Origin of the sequence: Streptomyces sp. NBC_00704, assembly GCF_036226605.1 — a bacterium.
GTDB lineage: Bacteria > Actinomycetota > Actinomycetes > Streptomycetales > Streptomycetaceae > Streptomyces.
Genome location: NZ_CP109000.1, coordinates 6375692 through 6394490 on the forward strand (window position 1 = coordinate 6375692; position 18799 = coordinate 6394490).

Here is an 18799-nt window from a genome sequence, read left to right on the forward strand (position 1 = left end):
GAGGCGGCCCGCTGTGCGCGAGTCGCCCGGCCCCGCCGGTGGATGTCGCCGTCCCGCTTACGCGGGCTTGCCCGTCTCGGGCAGGTGGCCGCCCTTGTGGGCCGTGCCGACCGTCGGGAGGGCCTGCTTCTCCTCGTGCCGCTGACGACGGCTCCGGCGCGGTTCCTGGTCGGGAACCCAGCCGAAGGCGAGGGAACTGCCCACGGCGCCCAGCAGCAGTCCGACGACGAAGCCGCCGATGTTGGACGTGAGCCAGGTGCCCAGGGAGAGCAGGATCGCGATGATCGAGTAGAACAGCCGCTGCATCGGGTTGAACAGGATCAGCAGACCGCAGAGCACCATCAGGGTGGGCAGGAGGTAACCCGCCAGCCCCTGCATGCCGACGTGCAGGATGACCGGAAGCGGTGCCTTCATGGTCACCAGGATCTCCGCGCCGCCCAGGACGAGCAGCACGCCGCCCGCGAAGGGCCGGTGGCCCCTCCACCCGCGGAAGCGGTCCCGCCACTGGGTGAAGGTCATTACTCGCAGCCCTCGCTGGAGAAGCTCATCTTCAGTCCGGGCAGCTTGAAGACGGCGGCGGTGGCCGCGTAGTTGTGCTGGTACAGGTTCTTGATGACGACCGTGTCGGCCTGCTGGCCGTAGACGCCCGCGGGGCCCTGGATCGGGACCTTGTCGAAGGTGCTGGAGTCGCGGCCGATCTCGATGTTGTTGAACTCGGCGTCGCCGGTGATCTGGTCGGAGTCGATGGCCAGGTTCTTCACGCTCACCGGGGTGTTCCCGCCGCCGGCCTTCAGCACGAGCTGGATGCCGCCGAGGTCGACGCTCTGGCACATGTTGGTGATCTTGCCGTTCTTCACGACCGAGGTGACGACCAGGACCTGGCCGCCGGTGTCGCCCTGGTTCGGGCTGTTCTCGATCATGTTGTCCAGGCCGCCGAACTGGGCGAAGCCCTCGCCGTCGAGCCTGTCGGCGGTGACGACGAACGGCATGCCGGAGATCGCGAACTGCACGCCCAGCGCGCCCTGCGCGGTGAGCACCGCGAGGCCGGCGGCGACGAAGGTGGCGGGCACCGCCATCACGGCGGCCCGGCGCAGCCGGACTCGGCCGCGTCTCTCGGTGGAACCGCTTTCGGGGTTCTCGGGGGTGTTGTCGGCGGACGACGTGACGTCCGGGGACGAGGCCATGTCTGCTCCCATGCGCTAAGTCATGCGGGTTGGGCTTCAGTGGCGCGTTGTCCTGGCGCGGACAGCGGCTGCCGCGTACGTCTCCTCGTGACTCCCGGAAGCCGCAAGGGCTTTCACGTTACGCAGCAGTAGCCGTCGAGGAAGTTACCGATGGTTACACCATGCGGTCAAGGGAGATGTGAAAAAAGAGTGTCCATCATGTGCCGCCTGCGGACCAGTGACCGACAGGCCTGATCGATTTCATCTGTCGATCCATCAAGTTCCTTTGCAGCTATTGACGTTGACCGAACATCAGGTCTACAACTCTCCTGGCCCAGCCCGGATCCGTGGCGCCGGATCCGCAGCGCGGCGTCAAGCTCCGCGCTCCCGGACTTTTTCCGCCATGACGGGCCCTCAGCACGGGCTCGATCCCTTCACGGCGCCGGCCGGAACCGCTTCCCCCTGCGGCCCCGGCCGATCGCCCTCTCCGCCCGGCCCGGCCGGAGCACTCACCAGTGCCCCCGGCCGGTCACCGGTCGCTCGCCGTTGCCGGTCCGTCACGTACGGAGAAGGCGTCACGGGCCGGCAGCGGTGGACGCCGAACGCGTCCCCAGGTTGCTCCCATGCAACGCGCCGGTTCCCCCCTCCTACCGACCAACCCCCCTGCAACAAATCCCCCCTTGAGAAAGAGGCACCCCCATGCGCACCCGCTCCCGCACCCTCCTCGCCGTCGCCGGCGGCGTCGCCGCCCTGTCCCTCGCCGCCGTCACCCCGGCCTCCGCCGCGGGCGCCGTCCTGACGACCGCCAACGGCGACGTCGCCGTCGGTGACGTCCTCAACGCGTCCCTGGCCTCCGGCACGACCGCCACCCTCTACTCCAGCGCGACCGGCACCAGCGGCGTCTCCTGTGCCTCGTCCGCGTTCAACGCCACCGTCACCGACAACCCCGCCGCGCCCGGCGTCGCCACCGAGTCGCTCACCGCGCACACCTTCGGCAGCTGCACCGCCAACGTGCTCGGCGTGCTCGGCGTCACCGGCGTCACGGTCAACAACCTGGCCTACACCACCAGCGTGGGCTCGGACGGCTCCGTGACCGTCACCCCGGCGGCCGGCTCCACCATCCAGACCACGGTCGTGCTGCGCACCCTGCTCGGCAGCATCAACTGCGTCTACCAGGCTCCGAGCCTGACCGGCGTCGCGAGCAACGACGACAACAGCATCACCTTCACCGGACAGCACTTCACCAAGACGTCCGGCTCGTCGCTCTGCTTCGCCAACGGCTACTTCACCGCGAAGTACGCCCCGGTGACCGACGCGGGCGAGGCCGTCACCGTCAACTGAACACCGCCGAGCGCGGCTGACCCCGGCACGGGCGGACCGGACGCGGCCCGCCCGCGCCCGGACACCTCGTCCGGGTGAGGCCGAGCGGCGTACGACTTCCGGGTGCGCGGACGACCGACGTCCGCACACCCGGACTTCCGCATGCGCACCTTCTGCCGGTCAGTAACCTCGCGTGCGGCCCCAGGACTCACCGGGCTCGCGGGGCTCCCCGTCCACCGGGCCCGGCCGGGCTCAGCGCCGGCGCAGCCGCACGGCGAGAGCGGTCCCGCCGGTGAGAGCCAGCACCGCGGCGGCGCCCCCCGCCAGCACCGGCGCCGACGGACCGGAGCCGGACGCCGAACTGGTCTCGGACGCCACCGGGGTGCTCCGCGGCGCGGCCGCCGCGGCCCGCGCCGACGCGGGCGAAGGCGACGGCGACGCGGACGCGGAAGGGCTGCCGGACGCCGGCGACGGCGTCGCGCTGCCCGGCGCCTTCGGCGTGGCCGCGACCGGCGTCCTGCTCGCCGTCCCGCCCGTAGGACGCCCTCCCGGCCCGCTCCGCGCGGCCGACGCCGGGAACACCACGTCCGAGCACGAGTAGTAGGTGTCGGGCGTGCTGCTGTTCTGCCAGATCGTGTACAGCATCTGACGGCCCGTCCGGTCGGCGGGCAGCTTCGCCGTGAAGCGGTAGGCGCCGTCCGTCAGCTTCGGGTCCTTGACCTCGGCGAACGGCCGCTGCGGCAGATCCGACCAGGTGAGCGGCTTCGACGGGTCGTACCCCGGCTTCGTCAGATACATCTTGAACGTGCCGCTGTGCGCGATCGTCGAGGCGTACGTCATGCGCAGCGTCCCGCCCGGCGACACCCTGGTGGACGGCCAGTCGGCGCGGGCGAGATCGAGGCCGCGGTAGGCCGACAGTCCGCCGCTGCACAGCCGCCCGTCCGGGATCGTCTGCCGGTCGCGGCCGTTCACGTTCGCCACCCGCAGGTTGTCCCAGGCCGCGAAGGAGGAGCCGTTCGCCTCGACGGCGGCCCGGCAGGCCGCCGTCCGGGCGGCGGCGCCACCGTCGGGGGAGCAGGCGTACACCCGGCTGACCGGATCCGTCGGAGCGCCGTGCGCCTGGGCCGGCGTGGCGGCCCACAGGGCCAGGAACAGCGGACTCACGGCGGCGGCCGCCAGGGCTGCGGTGCGGTGTGCGGTCGTGCGGGGCATCGGGGACGTCTCCTCGGCCGGCGCGGGAACGGTCTGCCGTGAGTACGGGAATCCGCACCGTCGCGTTCACCGGGCCCGTTCGCCGGTGATCCCCTTCCTCCTCCGCGACCCGTTCGCCGGTGATTCCCCCGCCCCTTCGCGGACGGCTCCCGAATCGACCGGGAACAGCCGCTCCGCCGCGCGACGCGAGCCGTTCACACCCCGGTTGCACGTGTCACCGCCTCACCTTCGAGGCCCGTGGCCCGGTTCGGCACCCCGGAAACCGCACATCCCGTCTCTTTCGATGGCCGTTCGGACTGTGCCACTGGTACGTTTCTGTCGGGCGCGCACTCCTGCGGAGGGCGTTCCCGGCGGGCAAGTCCGGTCGTCGCCAGGGGAGTCGGCGGTCCTCGCGGCCTTGCCGCCAGTACCGCATGGTGAGTTATCGTGTACGTGGGGTAACAAAAAACGGCACGACCCGTTCTTTACCGGCCCGGGAGAGTATCAGCCGATGGCGAGGCAGTTACGCGCGGAACAGACCCGCACGGCGATCATCACGGCCGCCGCCGACCTGTTCGACCGGCGCGGCTACGAGTCGACCAGCCTGAGTGACATCGTCACGCACGCCCATGTCACCAAGGGGGCCCTCTACTTCCACTTCGCGGCGAAGGAGGATCTGGCCCACGCCATCATGGAGTTGCAGTCCCAGGCCGCCCGCCGCGTCGCCGGCGAGATCGACGACCGCGACTGCGCGTCCCTCGAAGCCCTGATACGGCTGACGTTCGCCCTGACCAGGCTGTCGGTCGAGGGTCCGATCGCCCGCGCCGGTCTGCGGCTCGCCACCGGGCAGGTGGCCGTCCGGCCGCCCGTGCCGCACCCCTTCGCGGAGCTGCTGGACCTGGTCTCCCGGCGGCTCGGCGGCGCGGTCAAGGAGTCCGACATCCACCAGGACGTCGACGTGGACGCCGTCGCCCACTCCCTCGTCTGCTTCTTCGTCGGCACCCGGGTCGTCGGCCGCTCCCGCGAACCCGTCGCACGGCTGCCCCGCCGGATGGCCGAGATGTGGTACGTCCTGATCCGGGGGCTGGTACCGGTGCCGCGCCGCCCGCGCTATCTGACGCTCGCCACCCGGCTGGAACGGGAGATCATGGCGGCCGTCTGAGACCGGGTAGGCAGAGGAACGTCCGTGGGGGCGCCGTCGAGGGCCGCCGCGCAGTGCGCCGGGTGCGCGACGCCGCCGGTCGGAGCCGCCGCGCTACCGTGAGCCGCATGCGTCCCCACCCCGCCCCGCCCGTGATCCTCGGCAACGAACCCGGTTCGTTCCCCCGCAGCGTGCTCGCCGAACGGCACCCGGCGATCATCCGGCAGGTGCGGGACGCCTTCCCCTACGGGCCCGGGACCCACCGGGCGCTGGACGCGCTGGCGGACTCCTGCGCGCGGGGCGTCGTCGAACCGCTGCCCGACGACGCGCACGACCGCGGCCGCTGGCGGGACTGGGGGCTCGACGACCACGTCGGCCGATCCTGGTTCGACGTGCCCTGGCTGTGGTCGGAGAGCTACTTCTACCGCCGGCTCCTCGACGCGGTCGGGTACTTCGGCCCCGGCCCGTGGGCGGGCATCGACCCCTTCCGCCCCTTCAAGCTCGCCGAACTCGAAGGGGCCGACACCGACCGGGAACTGACGGCGCTCGACGCCCTCGCGGACCGCACGGCCGGGGAACGGGGCCGCGCCCTGCTCCACGGTTCGCTGTGGGGAAACCGCGCCGACCTCGGGTTCCGGCTGTCCGACGGCGAGGCCGAGGGACGGGCCGCCGTGCCCGGCCTGGTCGCCGACGACGGCGAGGAACTGTGGTCCCTCCTGGACGCCACGCGCGCGGGCGCGGGCCGGACCGTGTGCCTGGTGGCCGACAACGCCGGCCGCGAACTGATCCCCGATCTCCTGCTGGCGGCCCACCTCCTCGAACACAAGCGGTGCGACCGGGTCGTCCTGCACGTCAAGCCGTACCCCTACTACGTGTCCGACGCGACGACGGCCGACGTCGTCGACGCGCTGCGCAGGCTCACCGGCGCCTCGGGGGCGGCCGCCGGCCACGGCCGGCGTCTGTGGGCGGCCATGGCCGACGGCGCCCTGACGGTCCGCGCCCACCCCTTCTCGGCCGCGCCGCTGCCGTTCGCGCGGATGCCGGACGACCTGCGGGCCGAGTTCGCGCAAGCGGCCCTGACGATCGTCAAGGGCGACCTCAACTACCGCCGTCTCGTGGGCGACTCCAGGTGGGAGCCCACCACCCCGTTCGCCGACGTGACCGCCTACTTCCCCGGCCCGGTCGTGGCGTTGCGCACGCTGAAGTCCGAAGTGATCACCGGGCTCGACGCCGCCACCGAGGCCGCGTTGACCACCGCCGAGGGAGAGGGCTGGCGGACCGGCGGAACGCACGCGCTGATCCAGCTGCGGACCTGACCCCGCCGCCGCCCCGCCCGAAACGCACGCCCACCCCCCGACGGTTCACCGATCTCCGCCGGTTCACGCGATGGTGTGATCATGTGCCGTGCCGCGGATGGCCGTGAGAAGCCCCGGGTAGGGCCCGGCCATGACGCAACCGTTCGAACTCCCGCAGTTCTACCTGCCGCATCCCGCGCGGCTGAACCCGCACCTCGACCAGGCGCGGGCCCACTCCACCCGGTGGGCGCGCGACATGGGCATGCTGGAGGGGTCCGGGATCTGGGAGCAGTCCGACCTGGAGGCCCATGACTACGGCCTGCTCTGCGCGTACACCCACCCGGACTGCGACGGGCCCGCGCTGTCGCTGATCACCGACTGGTACGTGTGGGTGTTCTTCTTCGACGACCACTTCCTCGACATGTTCAAGCGCACCCCCGACCGCGCGGCCGGCAAGGCCCACCTGGAACGGCTGCCGCTGTTCATGCCGCTGGACCTGGCCACACCCGTGCCCGAGCCGCGCAACCCGGTGGAGGCGGGCCTGCACGACCTGTGGACGCGCACCGTGCCGGCCATGTCCGAGGACTGGCGGCGCCGTTTCGCCGTGGCGACGGAACACCTCCTCAACGAGTCGATGTGGGAGCTGTCCAACATCGACGAGGGGCGGATCGCCAACCCCGTCGAGTACATCGAGATGCGGCGCAAGGTGGGCGGCGCGCCCTGGTCGGCGGGGCTGGTGGAGTACGCGACCGCCGAGGTGCCGGCCGCGGTCGCCGGGACGAGGCCGCTCAGGGTGCTGATGGAGACCTTCGCCGACGCCGTGCACCTGCGCAACGACCTGTTCTCCTACCAGCGCGAGGTCGAGGACGAGGGCGAGAACAGCAACGGCGTGCTCGTCCTGGAGAGGTTCTTCGGCTGCACCACCCAGGAGGCCGCCGACACCGTCAACGACATCCTCACCTCCCGTCTGCACCAGTTCGAGCACACCGCGTTCACCGAAGTGCCCGCGATGGCGCTGGAGAAGGGGCTCGGACCCGACGAGGCCGCCGCGATCGCCGCCTACGCCAAGGGGCTCCAGGACTGGCAGTCCGGCGGCCACGAGTGGCACCTGCGCTCCAGCCGCTACATGAACGAGGGCGCGGTCACCGAGCCGGCCTGGCGGAAGCTCACCGGCCCGGGCACCTCCGCCGCCGACGTCGGCGCCCTCCTCGCGTCGACGGCCGCCACGGGGACGCCCCGCACGCCGTCCGGGCCGCGCGGAAGACTGCGCGCGTACGCGCACGTGCCGTTCCAGAAGGTCGGCCCGTCGCTGCTGCCCGACTTCCACATGCCCTACCGGGTGGAGCTGAGCCCGCACCTCGAGGCGTGCCGCCCGCGCCTGAAGGCGTGGTCGCACCAGGTGGGCATCCTCGCGGAGGGCGTCTGGGACGAGGACAAGCTCGACGCCTTCGACCTCGCGCTGTGCTCGGCCGGCCTCGACCCGGACGCCACCCCCGAAGCGCTCGACCTCAGCTCCCGGTGGCTCGCCTGGGGCACCTACGGCGACGACTACTACCCGCTCGTCTTCGGCGGCCGCCGCGACCTGGCCGCCGCCCGCCTGGTGACGACCCGCCTGTCGGCCTGCATGCCGGTGGACGGCGAGCCGGCGTCCGTCGTCCCCGCCAACGCCATGGAGCGCGGCCTGCTCGACCTGTGGGCGCACACCACCGCCGCCATGACCCCCGACCAGCGCCGCACCCTGCGCGACGCGGTCGACGTGATGACCGAGAGCTGGGTGTGGGAGCTGTCCAACCAGCTCCAGAACCGTGTCCCCGACCCGGTCGACTACCTGGAGATGCGCCGCGCCACCTTCGGCTCCGACCTCACCCTGAGCATGTGCCGGATGGGCCGCGGCCCCGCGATCCCGCCGGAGGTCTACCGCAGCGGCGTCGTCCGCGCGCTGGAGAACGCGGCCATGGACTACGCGTGCCTCACCAACGACGTCTTCTCGTACCAGAAGGAGATCGAGTACGAGGGGGAGATGCACAACGCGATCCTCGTCGTGCAGAACTTCTTCGGCTGCGACTACCCGGCGGCGCTGGGCGTCGTCCACGACCTGATGACCCAGCGCATGCGGCAGTTCGAGCATGTCATCGCGCACGAACTGCCCGTCCTGTACGACGACTTCGACCTGTCTCCCGCGGCACGCCGGGCGATGGGGGACTACGTGGCGGACCTGCAGAACTGGCTGGCCGGCATCCTGCACTGGCACCGTGAGGTCGACCGCTACAAGCCCGCCTTCCTGGCCCGCCGCACCCACGGCTTCCTGCCGGACACCGCCCCACCGGCCCCGGCCCTCCCCCCGGCCCCGGCCCCCGTCCCGCACCCGTCCTACGCCGGCTGACGCGTCCTGCGGGCGGCGTGCCCGACCGCGGCCCGCGCCAGCGCCCGGACGACCGGATGCGGGCGCGAGCCGTCGCCGGACAGCTCGGGCTGGAACAGGGAGGCCATGAAGAAGGGATGGCCCGGCAGTTCGGCCACGCGGGGCCGGCCGTCCTCGTCGTGGCCGGTGAAACGCAGTCCGTGGGCCCGCAGCGTGTCGAGGTGGCGGGCGGGCCCGTACGCGCAGAAGTAGCGCTCGACCGTCCGTCCCGAGCCGATCAGGGAGTACGCCAGCGAACCCGGTTCCAGCGTGACGACGCCCTCGTGGCCGACGAGGGAACACGCCAGCGGTGCGATCAGCGGGTCCTCGGCCTCGGGGTCGTTCTCGGCGTGCGCGGCGTGCGCCAGCCCGCAGACGTTGCGCGCGTACTCCAGGAGCGCGTGCTGGAAGCCGCCGCAGGTGCCCAGGAACGGGATGCCCTCCTCGCGCGCCGTGCGGATCGCCGACAGCACGCCCGCCTCGCTGCGGTAAGGGCTGCCCGGCACCGCCCACACCGCGTCGAACCCGCGCACGGCGCCCGCGTCCTCGGCCTCCTCGGACGAGATCCAGTAGGCGTCCAGGACCAGCCGGTCCCGGGAGGCGAGAGCGTCCAGCAGGAGCGGTACACGCGTGTGCGAGACGACGTTGGGGGAGCGGTCGCCGACCAGGGCGACCCGCGCGATCTGAGCTGCGGTGTCGGTCATGACGCCCATCGTCGGCGCGCACCCGGCTTCACGTCCAACGATGGTTCCTGCACCCTCGATAAGCAGAGCTGATGCCGCTCTGCGATCCTGCGCGCATGGACCCGCACCTGCTGCGCACCCTCGTCGCCGTCGCCCGCCTCGCCTCCTTCTCCGAGGCCGCCCGCGAACTCGGCTACACCCAGTCGGCCGTCTCCCAGCACATCGCCGCCCTCGAACAGGACCTCGGCGCACCCCTGCTCACCCGTCGTCCCGTCGCCCCCACCGCGGCCGGCGAACGGCTCCTCGAACACGCGGGTCCCCTGCTGCTGCGCCTGGACGCGGCCCGCGCGGACGTCGTCCGGCTGGCCCGCACACCGCCGCACGGGCTGACCCTGGCCGCGTCCCCGACCGCCCTCACCCCCGCCGCGCTCGCCGCCCTCCCGCCCGCCGGCGTCGTCCTGCGCGTGCTCGGCCGTGACGGCGTGCCCGCCGCGGTCGCCGACGGCACCGCCGACCTGGGGCTCGTCGACGGGCTGGCCGCGCCCAGCGACCCGCTCCGGCTTCCCGACGTCGCACCGCTGACCACGCACGGCGTCGGCGAGGAGCCGGTCGGCGTGCTCCTGCCCTGCGACCACCCGCTCGCCGGACGTCCCGGCCTGCGCCTCGGCGACCTCGCCGACGCCCGCTGGGTGGACGCGCCGGACGCCGGGCTGCCGCTGCCCCAGTTGCGCGCGGCCAACGGCGGCCACGGCTTTCGACCGGCCCTGCGCTACGAGGGCGCCGACGTCCGCGTCCTGACCGCCCTGACCGCGGCCGGCCACGGACTGGCCCTGCTGCCCCGGTCGGCGGCAGCGGGCGTCGCGGGAACGGTCGTCGTCCCGCTCGTCGAACCGCGGGTGATGCACCGGATCGAGCTGGTGAGCGCGGGTGCGCCCGCGGGCGCGGCGCGAGCGGTGATCGAGGCGCTGTCCCCGCGCGCGTGAACGTGGAGCGGCGGTACGCGCCCTTGCGCGCGGGGCCGACGCGGTCCGGAACCGGGTCAGTCTCACTCGTTCGTGACTCGTCGTGCGCGGGTGCGCCGGGTAGGGCATCAGCCGGAGGCGATCCATGGAACGACAGACAGCATTGCGTCCCAAGCGGCTGCCCGGCCAGGAGCCGCCCGGCGGCCGCACCGGCCCCGGCGGCCCGGCCCCGCGCCCGCCCGCCGCGCACCCGCGGAGCGGCAGGCCGACGACCCTGCTGTCCGGCCTGCTGGCCGGCGCCGTCCTGGTGCTGTCCGGGGTCGGACTGGGCGCCGTCGGGACGACCGTCATCGGAACGGGCGCACTGGCCGAGCTGCGGCGACAGGCGGCACCGGGCACCCGGACGGCCCCGACGGGACAGCCGGGCGAGGCGGGACGGCCCGGCCGGGCGGGCGAGTCAGGGCGCGTGGGGGAGTCGGCCCAGGGGGACGGGTCGGCGCAGAGGGGGCCGGGTGTTGACGCCGGGCGTGCGGGCGCTGCCGGGCCGTCCGCGCCGCCCCCGCCCTCCGGGGCGTCGTCGCGGCCCGTCCGGGCCACCCTGGGGCTGGAGCCCGTGGACGCCCGGAAGGCGGGCGCCAGGATCGTCGCCGTCCATGTGCCCGGCCCCGGCTACACCGCGGGCCTGGTCCGCGGCGACGTCCTGGTGCGGTTCGACGGCGTCAGCATCGGCTCGGCGACGGACCTCGCCCACGCGGTCGACGCGGCACGCCCCGGCAGGGCGGCACGCCTGACGGTCTGCCATCAAGGCGGTGCGTGCCGGTCGCTGACGGTGACCCCCGGAGTCGTCACCTGAGCCGCCGGTACGACGACGGGCGACGGACGGCGGACGGCGGACGACGTCGAGGAATGAAGGCCGGCGGACGACGGACGACGTGGAGGTATGAGAACCGGCGGACGAGGGAGGGCGGACAGGGGACGGGCCGGCCCCTCCGCCGCTGCCGGGAAGCGCCGCAACCTCGTCGATCGGCTCGCGAGACCCTCGCCGGACAGGCAGGATGCTGCCCGTGGCCGTCGTGCGGGCGGCGCTCCGTCCGGACGACCGCCACGCTCCAGTCGCCACGTCCTTCCAGGGAGGCCCGGATGACCGGCACCGCCCCCGCGCCCTTCACCGCCGACGACTACCGGGCCCGCATGACGCGTGCCGCGGGCGAGGCCGCCGAGGCCGGACTCGCCGGCCTCCTCGTGGCGCCGGGTCCCGACCTCGTCTGGCTCACCGGGTACGCGCCCACCGCGGTGACCGAACGGCTCACGCTGCTCGTCCTCGCCGCCGGCCGTGACCCCGTCCTCGTCGTGCCCGCCCTGGAGGCCCCCGACGCCGCGAAGGCGGCGGGCGCCCCGGCCCTCACCCTGCGCGACTGGACCGACGGCAAGGACCCCTACGCCGTCGCCGCCGGCCTGCTCGACGCCGACGGCCGGTTCGGGATCAGCGACAACGCCTGGGCGATGCACCTGCTCGGCATGCAGAAAGCCCTGCCCGCCGCCTCCTACGCCTCCCTCACCCAGGCCCTGCCGATGCTGCGCGCGGTCAAGGACGCGGCCGAACTGGAGCTGATGGCGGCCGCCGGCGCGGCCGCGGACCGGGCGTTCGAGGAGATCCGGCGGCTCCCCTTCGCCGGACGCCGCGAGACGGAGGTCGGCGCCGACCTCGCGGACCTGCTGCGCCGGTTCGGACACTCCCAGGTCGACTTCACCATCGTCGCCTCGGGGCCCAACGGCGCCAACCCGCATCACGAGGTCGGCGACCGCGTCATCGAGCACGGCGACATGGTCGTCCTCGACTTCGGCGGCCTCAAGGACGGCTACGGCTCCGACACCTCCCGCACCGTCCACGTCGGCGAGCCCACCGAGGAGGAGCGTCGGGTGCACGACCTCGTCCGCGAGGCGCAGGAGGCGGGCTTCCGGGCGGTGCGGCCCGGCGTCGCCTGCCAGGAGATCGACCGGGCCGCCCGCGCGGTCATCGCCGACGCCGGACACGGCCCGCACTTCATCCACCGCACCGGCCACGGCATCGGCGTCACCACCCACGAGCCGCCGTACATGATCGAGGGCGAGGAACAGCCCCTCGTGCCCGGCATGTGCTTCTCGGTCGAGCCGGGCGTCTACCTGCCCGGCCGTTTCGGGGTGCGCATCGAGGACATCGTCACCGTCACCGCGGACGGCGGCCGCCGTCTCAACGACACCACGCGCGAGCTGGTCATAGTGGACTGACCCGCACCAGGAGTTTCCGGCACCCACCCGAACGGCGACGGCGCGACCCATGACCCAGGCACCGACACCCACCGCGGACACCGTCCGCCGACTGGTCCGCGCGCTCCTGCGGGAGAGCGGCCCCGGCGGTCCGGGCCCGGACGTACGGCCCGTCGCGGAGAACGGACCGCGCACCACCTGGTGGGTCGGCGCCCGCCATGTGCTGCATCTGGCCCCCGACCGCGAGACCGGCGTGCGCCGCCTGCGCGAACTGCGGCTGCGCGACCTCGTCCGCAGCCACGTTCCCGTGGCCCTGCCGACCTGTGTCGCGCACGGCGAGTGGTCGCCCGGCCTGGTGTACACCCTCGACACGAGGCTGCCGGGCGGCACGGCCGAGGAGCACGACGTCTCGGCCGTCGGCGAGGCCGACCTCGCCGCGCTGCTCGGCGGGCTGCGCGAGGTCGCCCCCCGCGCGGCCGAGGCGCTCGGCGTGCCGCGCACCGCCCCGCGCTCGCTGGAGGCGCTGCGCCGGATGGCGGTGGCCGCCGCGCGGGGCCTGGCCCGGGCCGACGAGTTCGACCCTGCCCGCCTGCACCAGCTGACCCCGCCCGGCGCGGCACAGCTGGCGGCCCAGCCCGCCACGGCCGTCCTCGTCCACCACGCCCTGCGCGGCGAGCACCTCGTGGTGAGCGCGGACGGCAGGGTGCGCGGGGTCCTGGACTGGACCGAGGCGGTCGTGGGGGATCCCGCGGAGGACATCGCGGGCCTCGCCCTGGCCGTCGGCTCCGGCGCCGCCGTGCGCGCCGCGACCCTGGCCGGCTACGGCGCGCGCCCCTGTCTGCGCGGCCTGTGGCTCGCCCGCTGCGACAGCGTCGTCCGGCTCGCGGAACACGTCGCGCAGGGCGGGCCCCGCGGGCGGGACCCGCAGGCCGTGTCCCTCTGGCGCACCCGGCTGGGACGGGCCTGGGAGGCGATCCTGCTGGAACGGGTGACCGAGCTGCGTGAGGACGGAGAGAGCGGGGGAGAGCCGTAGGCGCGGGGAGGGCCCACCGGACGACGACCTGTGACGGTCCCGGCCGGCCCTCCCCGGGCCCTCCCCTGATCCCGAGAGCACGCCCACCGGCCCGCCCACCGGGCCGCCGGCCCGACCGCCGGGCTGGATCAGTCCTGTTCGATGATCACGCACGACTCGCCCGGCAGGTGCAGCAGACCGTCCGGGCCCGGCGCGTCCACCGGGTCCCATGCGGCCAGCACCCGCGCCGGGCGCGGTCCGAGCGGGATCGAGGCCGGCTCCTTGCCGAGGTTGACGGCCACCCGGACGTCGCCGCGCCGGAAGGCAAGCCAGCGGGCCTGCGCGTCGTGGGCGACCTTGATGTCGGCCAGGTCGGGGTCGGTGAGGTCGGCCTGCGTGTGCCGCAGGGCGATCAGCTCGCGGTACCAGGCCAGCACACGCGCGTGCGGCTCGCGCTCCGGCTCGGACCAGTCCAGGCAGGAGCGCTCGCGGGTGGCCGGGTCCTGCGGGTCGGGCACGTCCTCCTCGGCCCAGCCGTGCGCCGCGAACTCCCGGCGCCGGCCCCGCCGCACGGCCTCGGCCAGCTCGGGGTCGGTGTGGTCGGTGAAGTACTGCCAGGGCGTGCCCGCGGCCCACTCCTCGCCCATGAACAGCATCGGCGTGAACGGGGCGGTCAGCGTCAGCGCGGCGGCGCAGGCCAGCAGGCCGGGGGAGAGGGACGCCGAGAGACGGTCGCCCAGGGCGCGGTTGCCCACCTGGTCGTGGGTCTGGGAGTAGCCCAGGAGCCGGTGCGCCGGCATCCGGGAGCGGTCCAGCGGACGGCCGTGCCGGCGGCCCCGGAAACCGGAGTACGCGCCGTCGTGGAAGAAACCGCCGGTGAGGGTCTTGGCGAGGGCGGCGAAGGGGTCGCGCGCGAAGTCGGCGTAGTAGCCCTGGGACTCGCCGGTGAGCGCCGTGTGCAGGGCGTGGTGGAAGTCGTCGTTCCACTGCGCGTGCAGGCCCAGGCCGTTCTCCCGGCGCGGGGTGATCATCCGCGGGTCGTTCAGATCGGACTCGGCGATCAGGAACAGCGGCCGGCCCGTCTCGGCGGCGAGCACGTCCACGGCCGCCGACAGCTCCTCCAGGAAGTGGCACGCGCGCGTGTCGACGAGAGCGTGCACCGCGTCCAGCCGCAGTCCGTCGAGCCGGTAGTCGCGCAGCCAGGCCAGCGCGCTGTCCAGCAGATAGGCGCGCACCTCGTCGGAGCCGGGCGCGTCCAGGTTGACGGCCGCCCCCCACGGCGTGTGGTGCGTGTCGGTGAAGTACGGGCCGAACTCGGGCAGGAAGTTCCCGGACGGGCCCAGGTGGTTGTGCACCACGTCCAGGACCACGCCGAGACCGAGTTCGTGGGCCCGGTCGACGAACCGCTTCAGCGCCTCGGGACCGCCGTACGGCTCGTGCACCGCCCACGGCGACACCCCGTCGTATCCCCAGCCGTGCCGGCCCGGGAAGGCGCACAGGGGCATCAACTCCACGTGGGTGATGCCGAGTCCGGCGAGATGGCCGAGCCGCCCGGCGGCGGCGTCGAGGGTGCCCTCGGGGGTGTAGGTGCCCACGTGCAGCTCGTAGAGGACCGCGCCCGGCAGCGGGCGTCCGGGCCACCGCGCACGCCATGGGTGGCGCCCGTGGTCGACGACGGCGCTGAGCCCCTCGGGGCCGTCCGGCTGGCGGCGTGAGCGCGGGTCGGGCCTGAGGGGGCCGTCGTCGAGCGCGAAGCCGTACCGTGCGCCGTCCCCGGCCTCCGCCTCGGCGGTCCACCATCCCGGCCGGCCGGGGTCGCGTTGCATCGCGTGCGTGACGCCCTCGCACTGGAGCGTCACACGTTCGGCCTGCGGTGCCCACACCTCGAACTGCACGGACGGTTCCCCTTCGTCTGTTCACCGTGATGGAGCGCGTCGTCGTCCATCGTGCTCCCTCGGAGATCGATCCGCTCAGGGAACACTCCCGATTCTCCCCGCGCGCGGACGGCGGCGTTTCCCGTCTTCTGGACACCCGGGGTTTCGCTGACCGACAATCACCAGCGTGACGTCGTCCTTCGAGTTCAACACGTACCCCGCGCGGCTGTCCGACGTGGAGCGCGACCGGGCGCTGAAGGTGCTGCGCGACGGCGTCGCCATGGGGCGTCTGTCGCACGACACGTTCATCCGGCGCATGGAGCTGGCCCTGGCGGCACGCCGCTCGGACGAGTTGGCCGTCCTCACCGCCGACCTGCCCAAGGAGAGCCGTCTCTCCCGGGTGGTGTTCGGCAGCGTCGAGGCGGTCTCGGGCTTCACCGTCCGGCTGCGCCGGGCCTGGCAGGCCGAGCGTCTGCCCAAGCTGCTGCTCCCGCACCCCGGCACCGAGCAGGCGCTGCGCATCGGCCGCGACCCGTCGAGCGGCCTGCGGCTGACCCACGACAGCGTCTCGCGGGTGCACGCCGAACTGAGCCGGCAGGGCGGCATGTGGGTGCTGCGCGACCTCGGCTCGACCAACGGGACGACCGTCAACGGGCGCCGGGTCATCGGCGCGGCCGTGGTCCGCGAGGGCGACCAGGTCGCCTTCGGCCGCACGGCGTTCCGCCTCTCGGTGAACTGAACCGGCGCGCGTCGCGCCCGCGCCGCCATGCGTCTTGCCCGGGTCCCACGCGCGCGCCGCCGTGCGTCCCGCTCGCGTCCCACGCGTGCGTCGTGCTCGCGCCGCCGTGCATCTCGCCCGCATCGTGCCCGCGTCCCGCTCGCGTCCCACGCGCGCGTCGTGCCCGCGTCCCGCTCGCGTCCCACGCGCGCGTCGTGCCCGCGTCCCGCTCGCGTCCCACGCGCGCGTCGTGCCCGCGTCCCGCTCGCGTCCCACGCGCGCGTCGTGCCGGCGTGCCGCCCGCGTCCCACGCGCGCGTCGTGCCGGCGTGCCGCCCGCGTCCCACGCGCGCGTCGTGCCGGCGTGCCGCCCGCGTCCCACGCGCGCGTCGTGCTCGCGCCGCCGTGCGTCGTGCCCGCGTCCCACGCGCGGGTTCCACTCGCGTCGCCGTGTGTCACGCGCGCGTGCCGCCCGCGCCGGCTCCGGCCGCGGTCCGCGCGGGCCCGCAGCAGCGCGCGAGTCTCCGGCAGCGCCGCCGCTGCGGCTCCCGGTGCTCGGCACCGCCCATGTGACTTCCCTGCGCATCGCGGGTCGCCGGATCGTCCTGCGGACGGCGGGACTGCCGCACCGGTTCGTCACCCGCGCCGGACACGGCCCGTCCGGCGCGCTGCCACGGCTGGACGCGCTCATCGATGCGGGCCGCGCCGCCTACCGGGACGGGTGCGGGGCGCGCCGGACCCCCGTCGCGCGCCAGGCCGAGTACCGGACGCGGGTCGTGCGCGCCGCGTTCGAACGGGCCGCCCGCACCGCCGCCGGACCCGCTCCGGCCCGTTCGGGTGAGTCGGACTGGGGTGCGCGGCCCGCCGTGCCGATGCACCGGGAATGACGAACTTCTCCGACTCCCCCCACGCGTCCCCGTCCGCGTCCGAGTCCCCGTCCCCGTCCCTGTCGCGGTCCCGTGCGGCGAGGGCCGTGCGGCGCGCCCTGCCGACGGCCGCCGCCGCCCTCCTCCTCGCCGTGGGCGCCGCGCCCGCCCTCGCCGGCTCGCAGGACGCCCTCCCCGGCAACTGGCTCCAGCTCACCGTCACCCGCGGCGACGCCCGCTCCAGCGACACCCGCGGCACCCTGCTGATGTGCGACCCGCCCCAGGGCCACTCCCGGGCCGCGGAGGCCTGCGACGTGCTGGCCAGGGCCGACGGCGACGTCGACGCCGTCCCCGGCGACGGCGAGCGCGTGTGCCCGCTGGTGTACGCGCCGGTGACCGTCCGCGCGCAGGGCCGGTGGAACGGCCGCGCGGTCGACTACCGGCACACCTTCAGCAACGACTGCGAGCGCGAGGCGCTGACCGGAGCCGTGTTCGCCCTGGACGACGAGCAGGTGCCCGAGGTCTGAGCGGAACCGGCTGCCGCGGCACGCACGCGTGTGTGTGCCGCGGCAGCCCCGTTCCGTGCACCGGCCGGGCGCGTCAGGCCGCGCCCTCGCGGGCGTGCAGCGCCGCCGCGACGACCGTGCGCGACTGGTGCTCCACCTGGTGCTCCAGAGGCACCCAGCGGGCCCGGAAGCGGTCGGCGAAGGCGTCGCTCCAGGTCTCCACGAGCTGCTCCAGGCGCGGGGCCGCGTGGTCGTCGCTCTCCTGGAGCACCCGCCACAGCATCGCCGCCGCCCGCAGCGGCAGCCGCCGGGCGAACGCGTCCACGCTGCCGACGTAGGCCATCGTGGTGCCCGCCGGGGGAGTGTGGGTCCAGTCCGCCGCGAGCCCCGGCGCCAGCTCCAGCACCCATCTCGCCGCCCGCAGCAGCGGCCCGTCCGCGCCCTCGAGGCGCGGCAGCGCGTCGGCGAGGACGCGCTCCACCTCCGTGGCGTCGCGCAGCAGCCGCCGGGCCAGCCGCCGGATCGCCGCCGCCGGGGCGGGGTGCGGGGCGGGATCGTCGACCATGTCGCTCGCCCACATCGGCACCTCGACCACGGCCGTCAGGCCGCCGTAGCGGTGCGCGTGGTACCAGGTGCTGTGCCGTGCGTCGTCCGGCATGCTCGGATAGGCCGCCTCCGCCCCGGCGGCCGGCATCACGTGCACGCCGGGCCCGGACGCGGGCCAGCCCGCGGCGTCCGAGGCGCCCGTCTCCACCGGAATGTGCAACTGCGCCGCCGACTTGGCGAACGGCTCGGCGAGGCCCGGGATGTCCTTCGTGAGCTGTACCCAGCTGCCGCCCAGGTCGGTGCCGTGCAGGGTCACCTGGAGGTAGGGCCGCAGCTCGTCGATGACCCGGGTCAGCGCGCGGGTCTCGGGCGGCAGCCGGTCCGGCGGCAGCACGGCCGGCGACCACTCCGGCTGCTCGGGGCCGGCGGGCCGGAAGAAGCCGAGGTGGTACTCCAGCAGGCTGCGCGGGGCCGGGGTGACGTGCAGGCTGGCCCCGTCGGGGTCCGCGCAGAGCAGGAAGTGCCAGGACGTACCGTCCCGCAACTCCCGCTCGGACAGCACCCGTTCGGCGAGGGCCAGCAGGGTGCAGCCCCCGGTCGGCTCGTTCGCGTGGGCGCCGGCGACGACCAGCACGGCACGCCGGGCGTGGCCCACGGACAGCAGGTGCAGGGGCCGGCCCGCCCGGGAGACCCCCACCTGCCGCAGCCGGCAGACGCCGCGTTGCTCCAGGACCAGGGCCCGGGCAGAAGTGGTCAGTTCGGTCACCGTGGGGTAGCGCAGCTCCGGCAGGAGACTCACCCCCGTTTTCGTCCGCCCGGCCTTCGCCCCCGCAGTACCCCACGGCCGCTGGGAACTGTCAAGAACGCCCGCGGAA

General features: G+C 74.4%; 16 protein-coding genes and 1 pseudogene. 11 read left to right on the forward strand and 6 right to left on the reverse strand.

Annotated features, from left to right (window positions below):
* Nucleotides 1-57 precede the first annotated feature (57 nt).
* Together OG802_RS27730 and OG802_RS27735 are read right to left on the reverse strand one after the other, a co-directional pair.
* A complete protein-coding gene (locus OG802_RS27730; protein WP_329414764.1) occupies nt 58-519 on the reverse strand; it encodes a DUF6114 domain-containing protein in 462 nt (153 codons plus the stop codon).
* Nucleotides 519-1184: a DUF6230 family protein gene (locus OG802_RS27735; RefSeq protein ID WP_329414767.1), complete on the reverse strand. Its 666-nt coding sequence runs from the start codon at nt 1182-1184 to the stop codon at nt 519-521. Before OG802_RS27735 ends, OG802_RS27730 begins: the two co-directional genes overlap by 1 nt.
* 678 nt (nt 1185-1862) lie before the next feature.
* Here OG802_RS27735 and OG802_RS27740 point away from each other — a divergent pair.
* Nucleotides 1863-2504 (forward strand): Tat pathway signal sequence domain protein, encoded by a 642-nt coding sequence (locus tag OG802_RS27740; protein WP_329414769.1) that lies wholly within the window; start codon nt 1863-1865, stop codon nt 2502-2504.
* 231 nt (nt 2505-2735) lie between these two features.
* On the opposite strand, the gene OG802_RS27745 is transcribed toward OG802_RS27740, so the two are convergent.
* Entirely contained in the window at nt 2736-3695 is a 960-nt protein-coding gene (locus OG802_RS27745; RefSeq protein ID WP_329414772.1) for a lytic polysaccharide monooxygenase auxiliary activity family 9 protein, read from the reverse strand.
* A 490-nt stretch (nt 3696-4185) separates the two neighbouring features.
* Between OG802_RS27745 and OG802_RS27750 the strand changes: the two genes are divergently transcribed.
* From OG802_RS27750 to cyc2, 3 genes are all read left to right on the forward strand, one after another.
* Nucleotides 4186-4836 (forward strand): ScbR family autoregulator-binding transcription factor, encoded by a 651-nt coding sequence (locus OG802_RS27750; RefSeq protein ID WP_329414774.1) that lies wholly within the window; start codon nt 4186-4188, stop codon nt 4834-4836.
* A 107-nt stretch (nt 4837-4943) separates the two neighbouring features.
* Nucleotides 4944-6131 (forward strand): damage-control phosphatase ARMT1 family protein, encoded by a 1188-nt coding sequence (locus OG802_RS27755; RefSeq protein ID WP_329414776.1) that lies wholly within the window; start codon nt 4944-4946, stop codon nt 6129-6131.
* 130 nt (nt 6132-6261) lie between these two features.
* On the forward strand, nt 6262-8493 hold the full coding sequence (gene cyc2, locus OG802_RS27760) for a germacradienol/geosmin synthase Cyc2 (RefSeq protein ID WP_329414777.1): 2232 nt from the start codon (nt 6262-6264) through the stop codon (nt 8491-8493).
* Here cyc2 and OG802_RS27765 read toward each other — a convergent pair.
* Nucleotides 8481-9215 (reverse strand): CTP synthase C-terminal region-related (seleno)protein, encoded by a 735-nt coding sequence (locus tag OG802_RS27765; RefSeq protein ID WP_329414778.1) that lies wholly within the window; start codon nt 9213-9215, stop codon nt 8481-8483. The genes cyc2 and OG802_RS27765 overlap by 13 nt on opposite strands.
* Nucleotides 9216-9310: 95 nt before the next feature.
* On the opposite strand from OG802_RS27765, the gene OG802_RS27770 reads away from it, so the two are divergent.
* From OG802_RS27770 to OG802_RS27785, 4 genes are all read left to right on the forward strand, one after another.
* The gene (locus OG802_RS27770) at nt 9311-10177 is read left to right on the forward strand and encodes a LysR family transcriptional regulator (protein WP_329414780.1); all 867 of its coding nucleotides are present in this window, start codon (nt 9311-9313) and stop codon (nt 10175-10177) included.
* A 124-nt stretch (nt 10178-10301) separates the two neighbouring features.
* Complete coding sequence (locus OG802_RS27775) at nt 10302-11009, forward strand: PDZ domain-containing protein (RefSeq protein WP_329414782.1); 708 nt, start codon at nt 10302-10304, stop codon at nt 11007-11009.
* A 287-nt stretch (nt 11010-11296) separates the two neighbouring features.
* A complete protein-coding gene (locus OG802_RS27780) occupies nt 11297-12424 on the forward strand; it encodes an aminopeptidase P family protein (protein WP_329414785.1) in 1128 nt (375 codons plus the stop codon).
* A 49-nt stretch (nt 12425-12473) separates the two neighbouring features.
* Nucleotides 12474-13436 (forward strand): aminoglycoside phosphotransferase family protein, encoded by a 963-nt coding sequence (locus tag OG802_RS27785; RefSeq protein WP_329414787.1) that lies wholly within the window; start codon nt 12474-12476, stop codon nt 13434-13436.
* Between the two features lie 128 nt (nt 13437-13564).
* Here OG802_RS27785 and treZ read toward each other — a convergent pair whose 3' ends face one another.
* Complete coding sequence (gene treZ / locus OG802_RS27790; RefSeq protein WP_329414789.1) at nt 13565-15310, reverse strand: malto-oligosyltrehalose trehalohydrolase; 1746 nt, start codon at nt 15308-15310, stop codon at nt 13565-13567.
* Between the two features lie 166 nt (nt 15311-15476).
* Here treZ and OG802_RS27795 point away from each other — a divergent pair, with 166 nt between their 5' ends.
* From OG802_RS27795 to OG802_RS27805, 3 genes and pseudogenes are all read left to right on the forward strand, one after another.
* Nucleotides 15477-16028, forward strand: a complete 552-nt coding sequence (locus OG802_RS27795; RefSeq protein WP_329414792.1) for a DUF1707 and FHA domain-containing protein — start codon at nt 15477-15479, stop codon at nt 16026-16028.
* A 523-nt stretch (nt 16029-16551) separates the two neighbouring features.
* Nucleotides 16552-16893, forward strand: a pseudogene (locus OG802_RS27800) (dehydrogenase); the annotation flags it as partial.
* Nucleotides 16894-16952: 59 nt separating this feature from the next.
* Complete coding sequence (locus OG802_RS27805; protein WP_443055461.1) at nt 16953-17399, forward strand: SSI family serine proteinase inhibitor; 447 nt, start codon at nt 16953-16955, stop codon at nt 17397-17399.
* Nucleotides 17400-17472: 73 nt separating this feature from the next.
* On the opposite strand, the gene OG802_RS27810 is transcribed toward OG802_RS27805, so the two are convergent.
* A complete protein-coding gene (locus tag OG802_RS27810; RefSeq protein WP_329414795.1) occupies nt 17473-18723 on the reverse strand; it encodes a M14 family zinc carboxypeptidase in 1251 nt (416 codons plus the stop codon).
* Nucleotides 18724-18799: the final 76 nt, after the last annotated feature.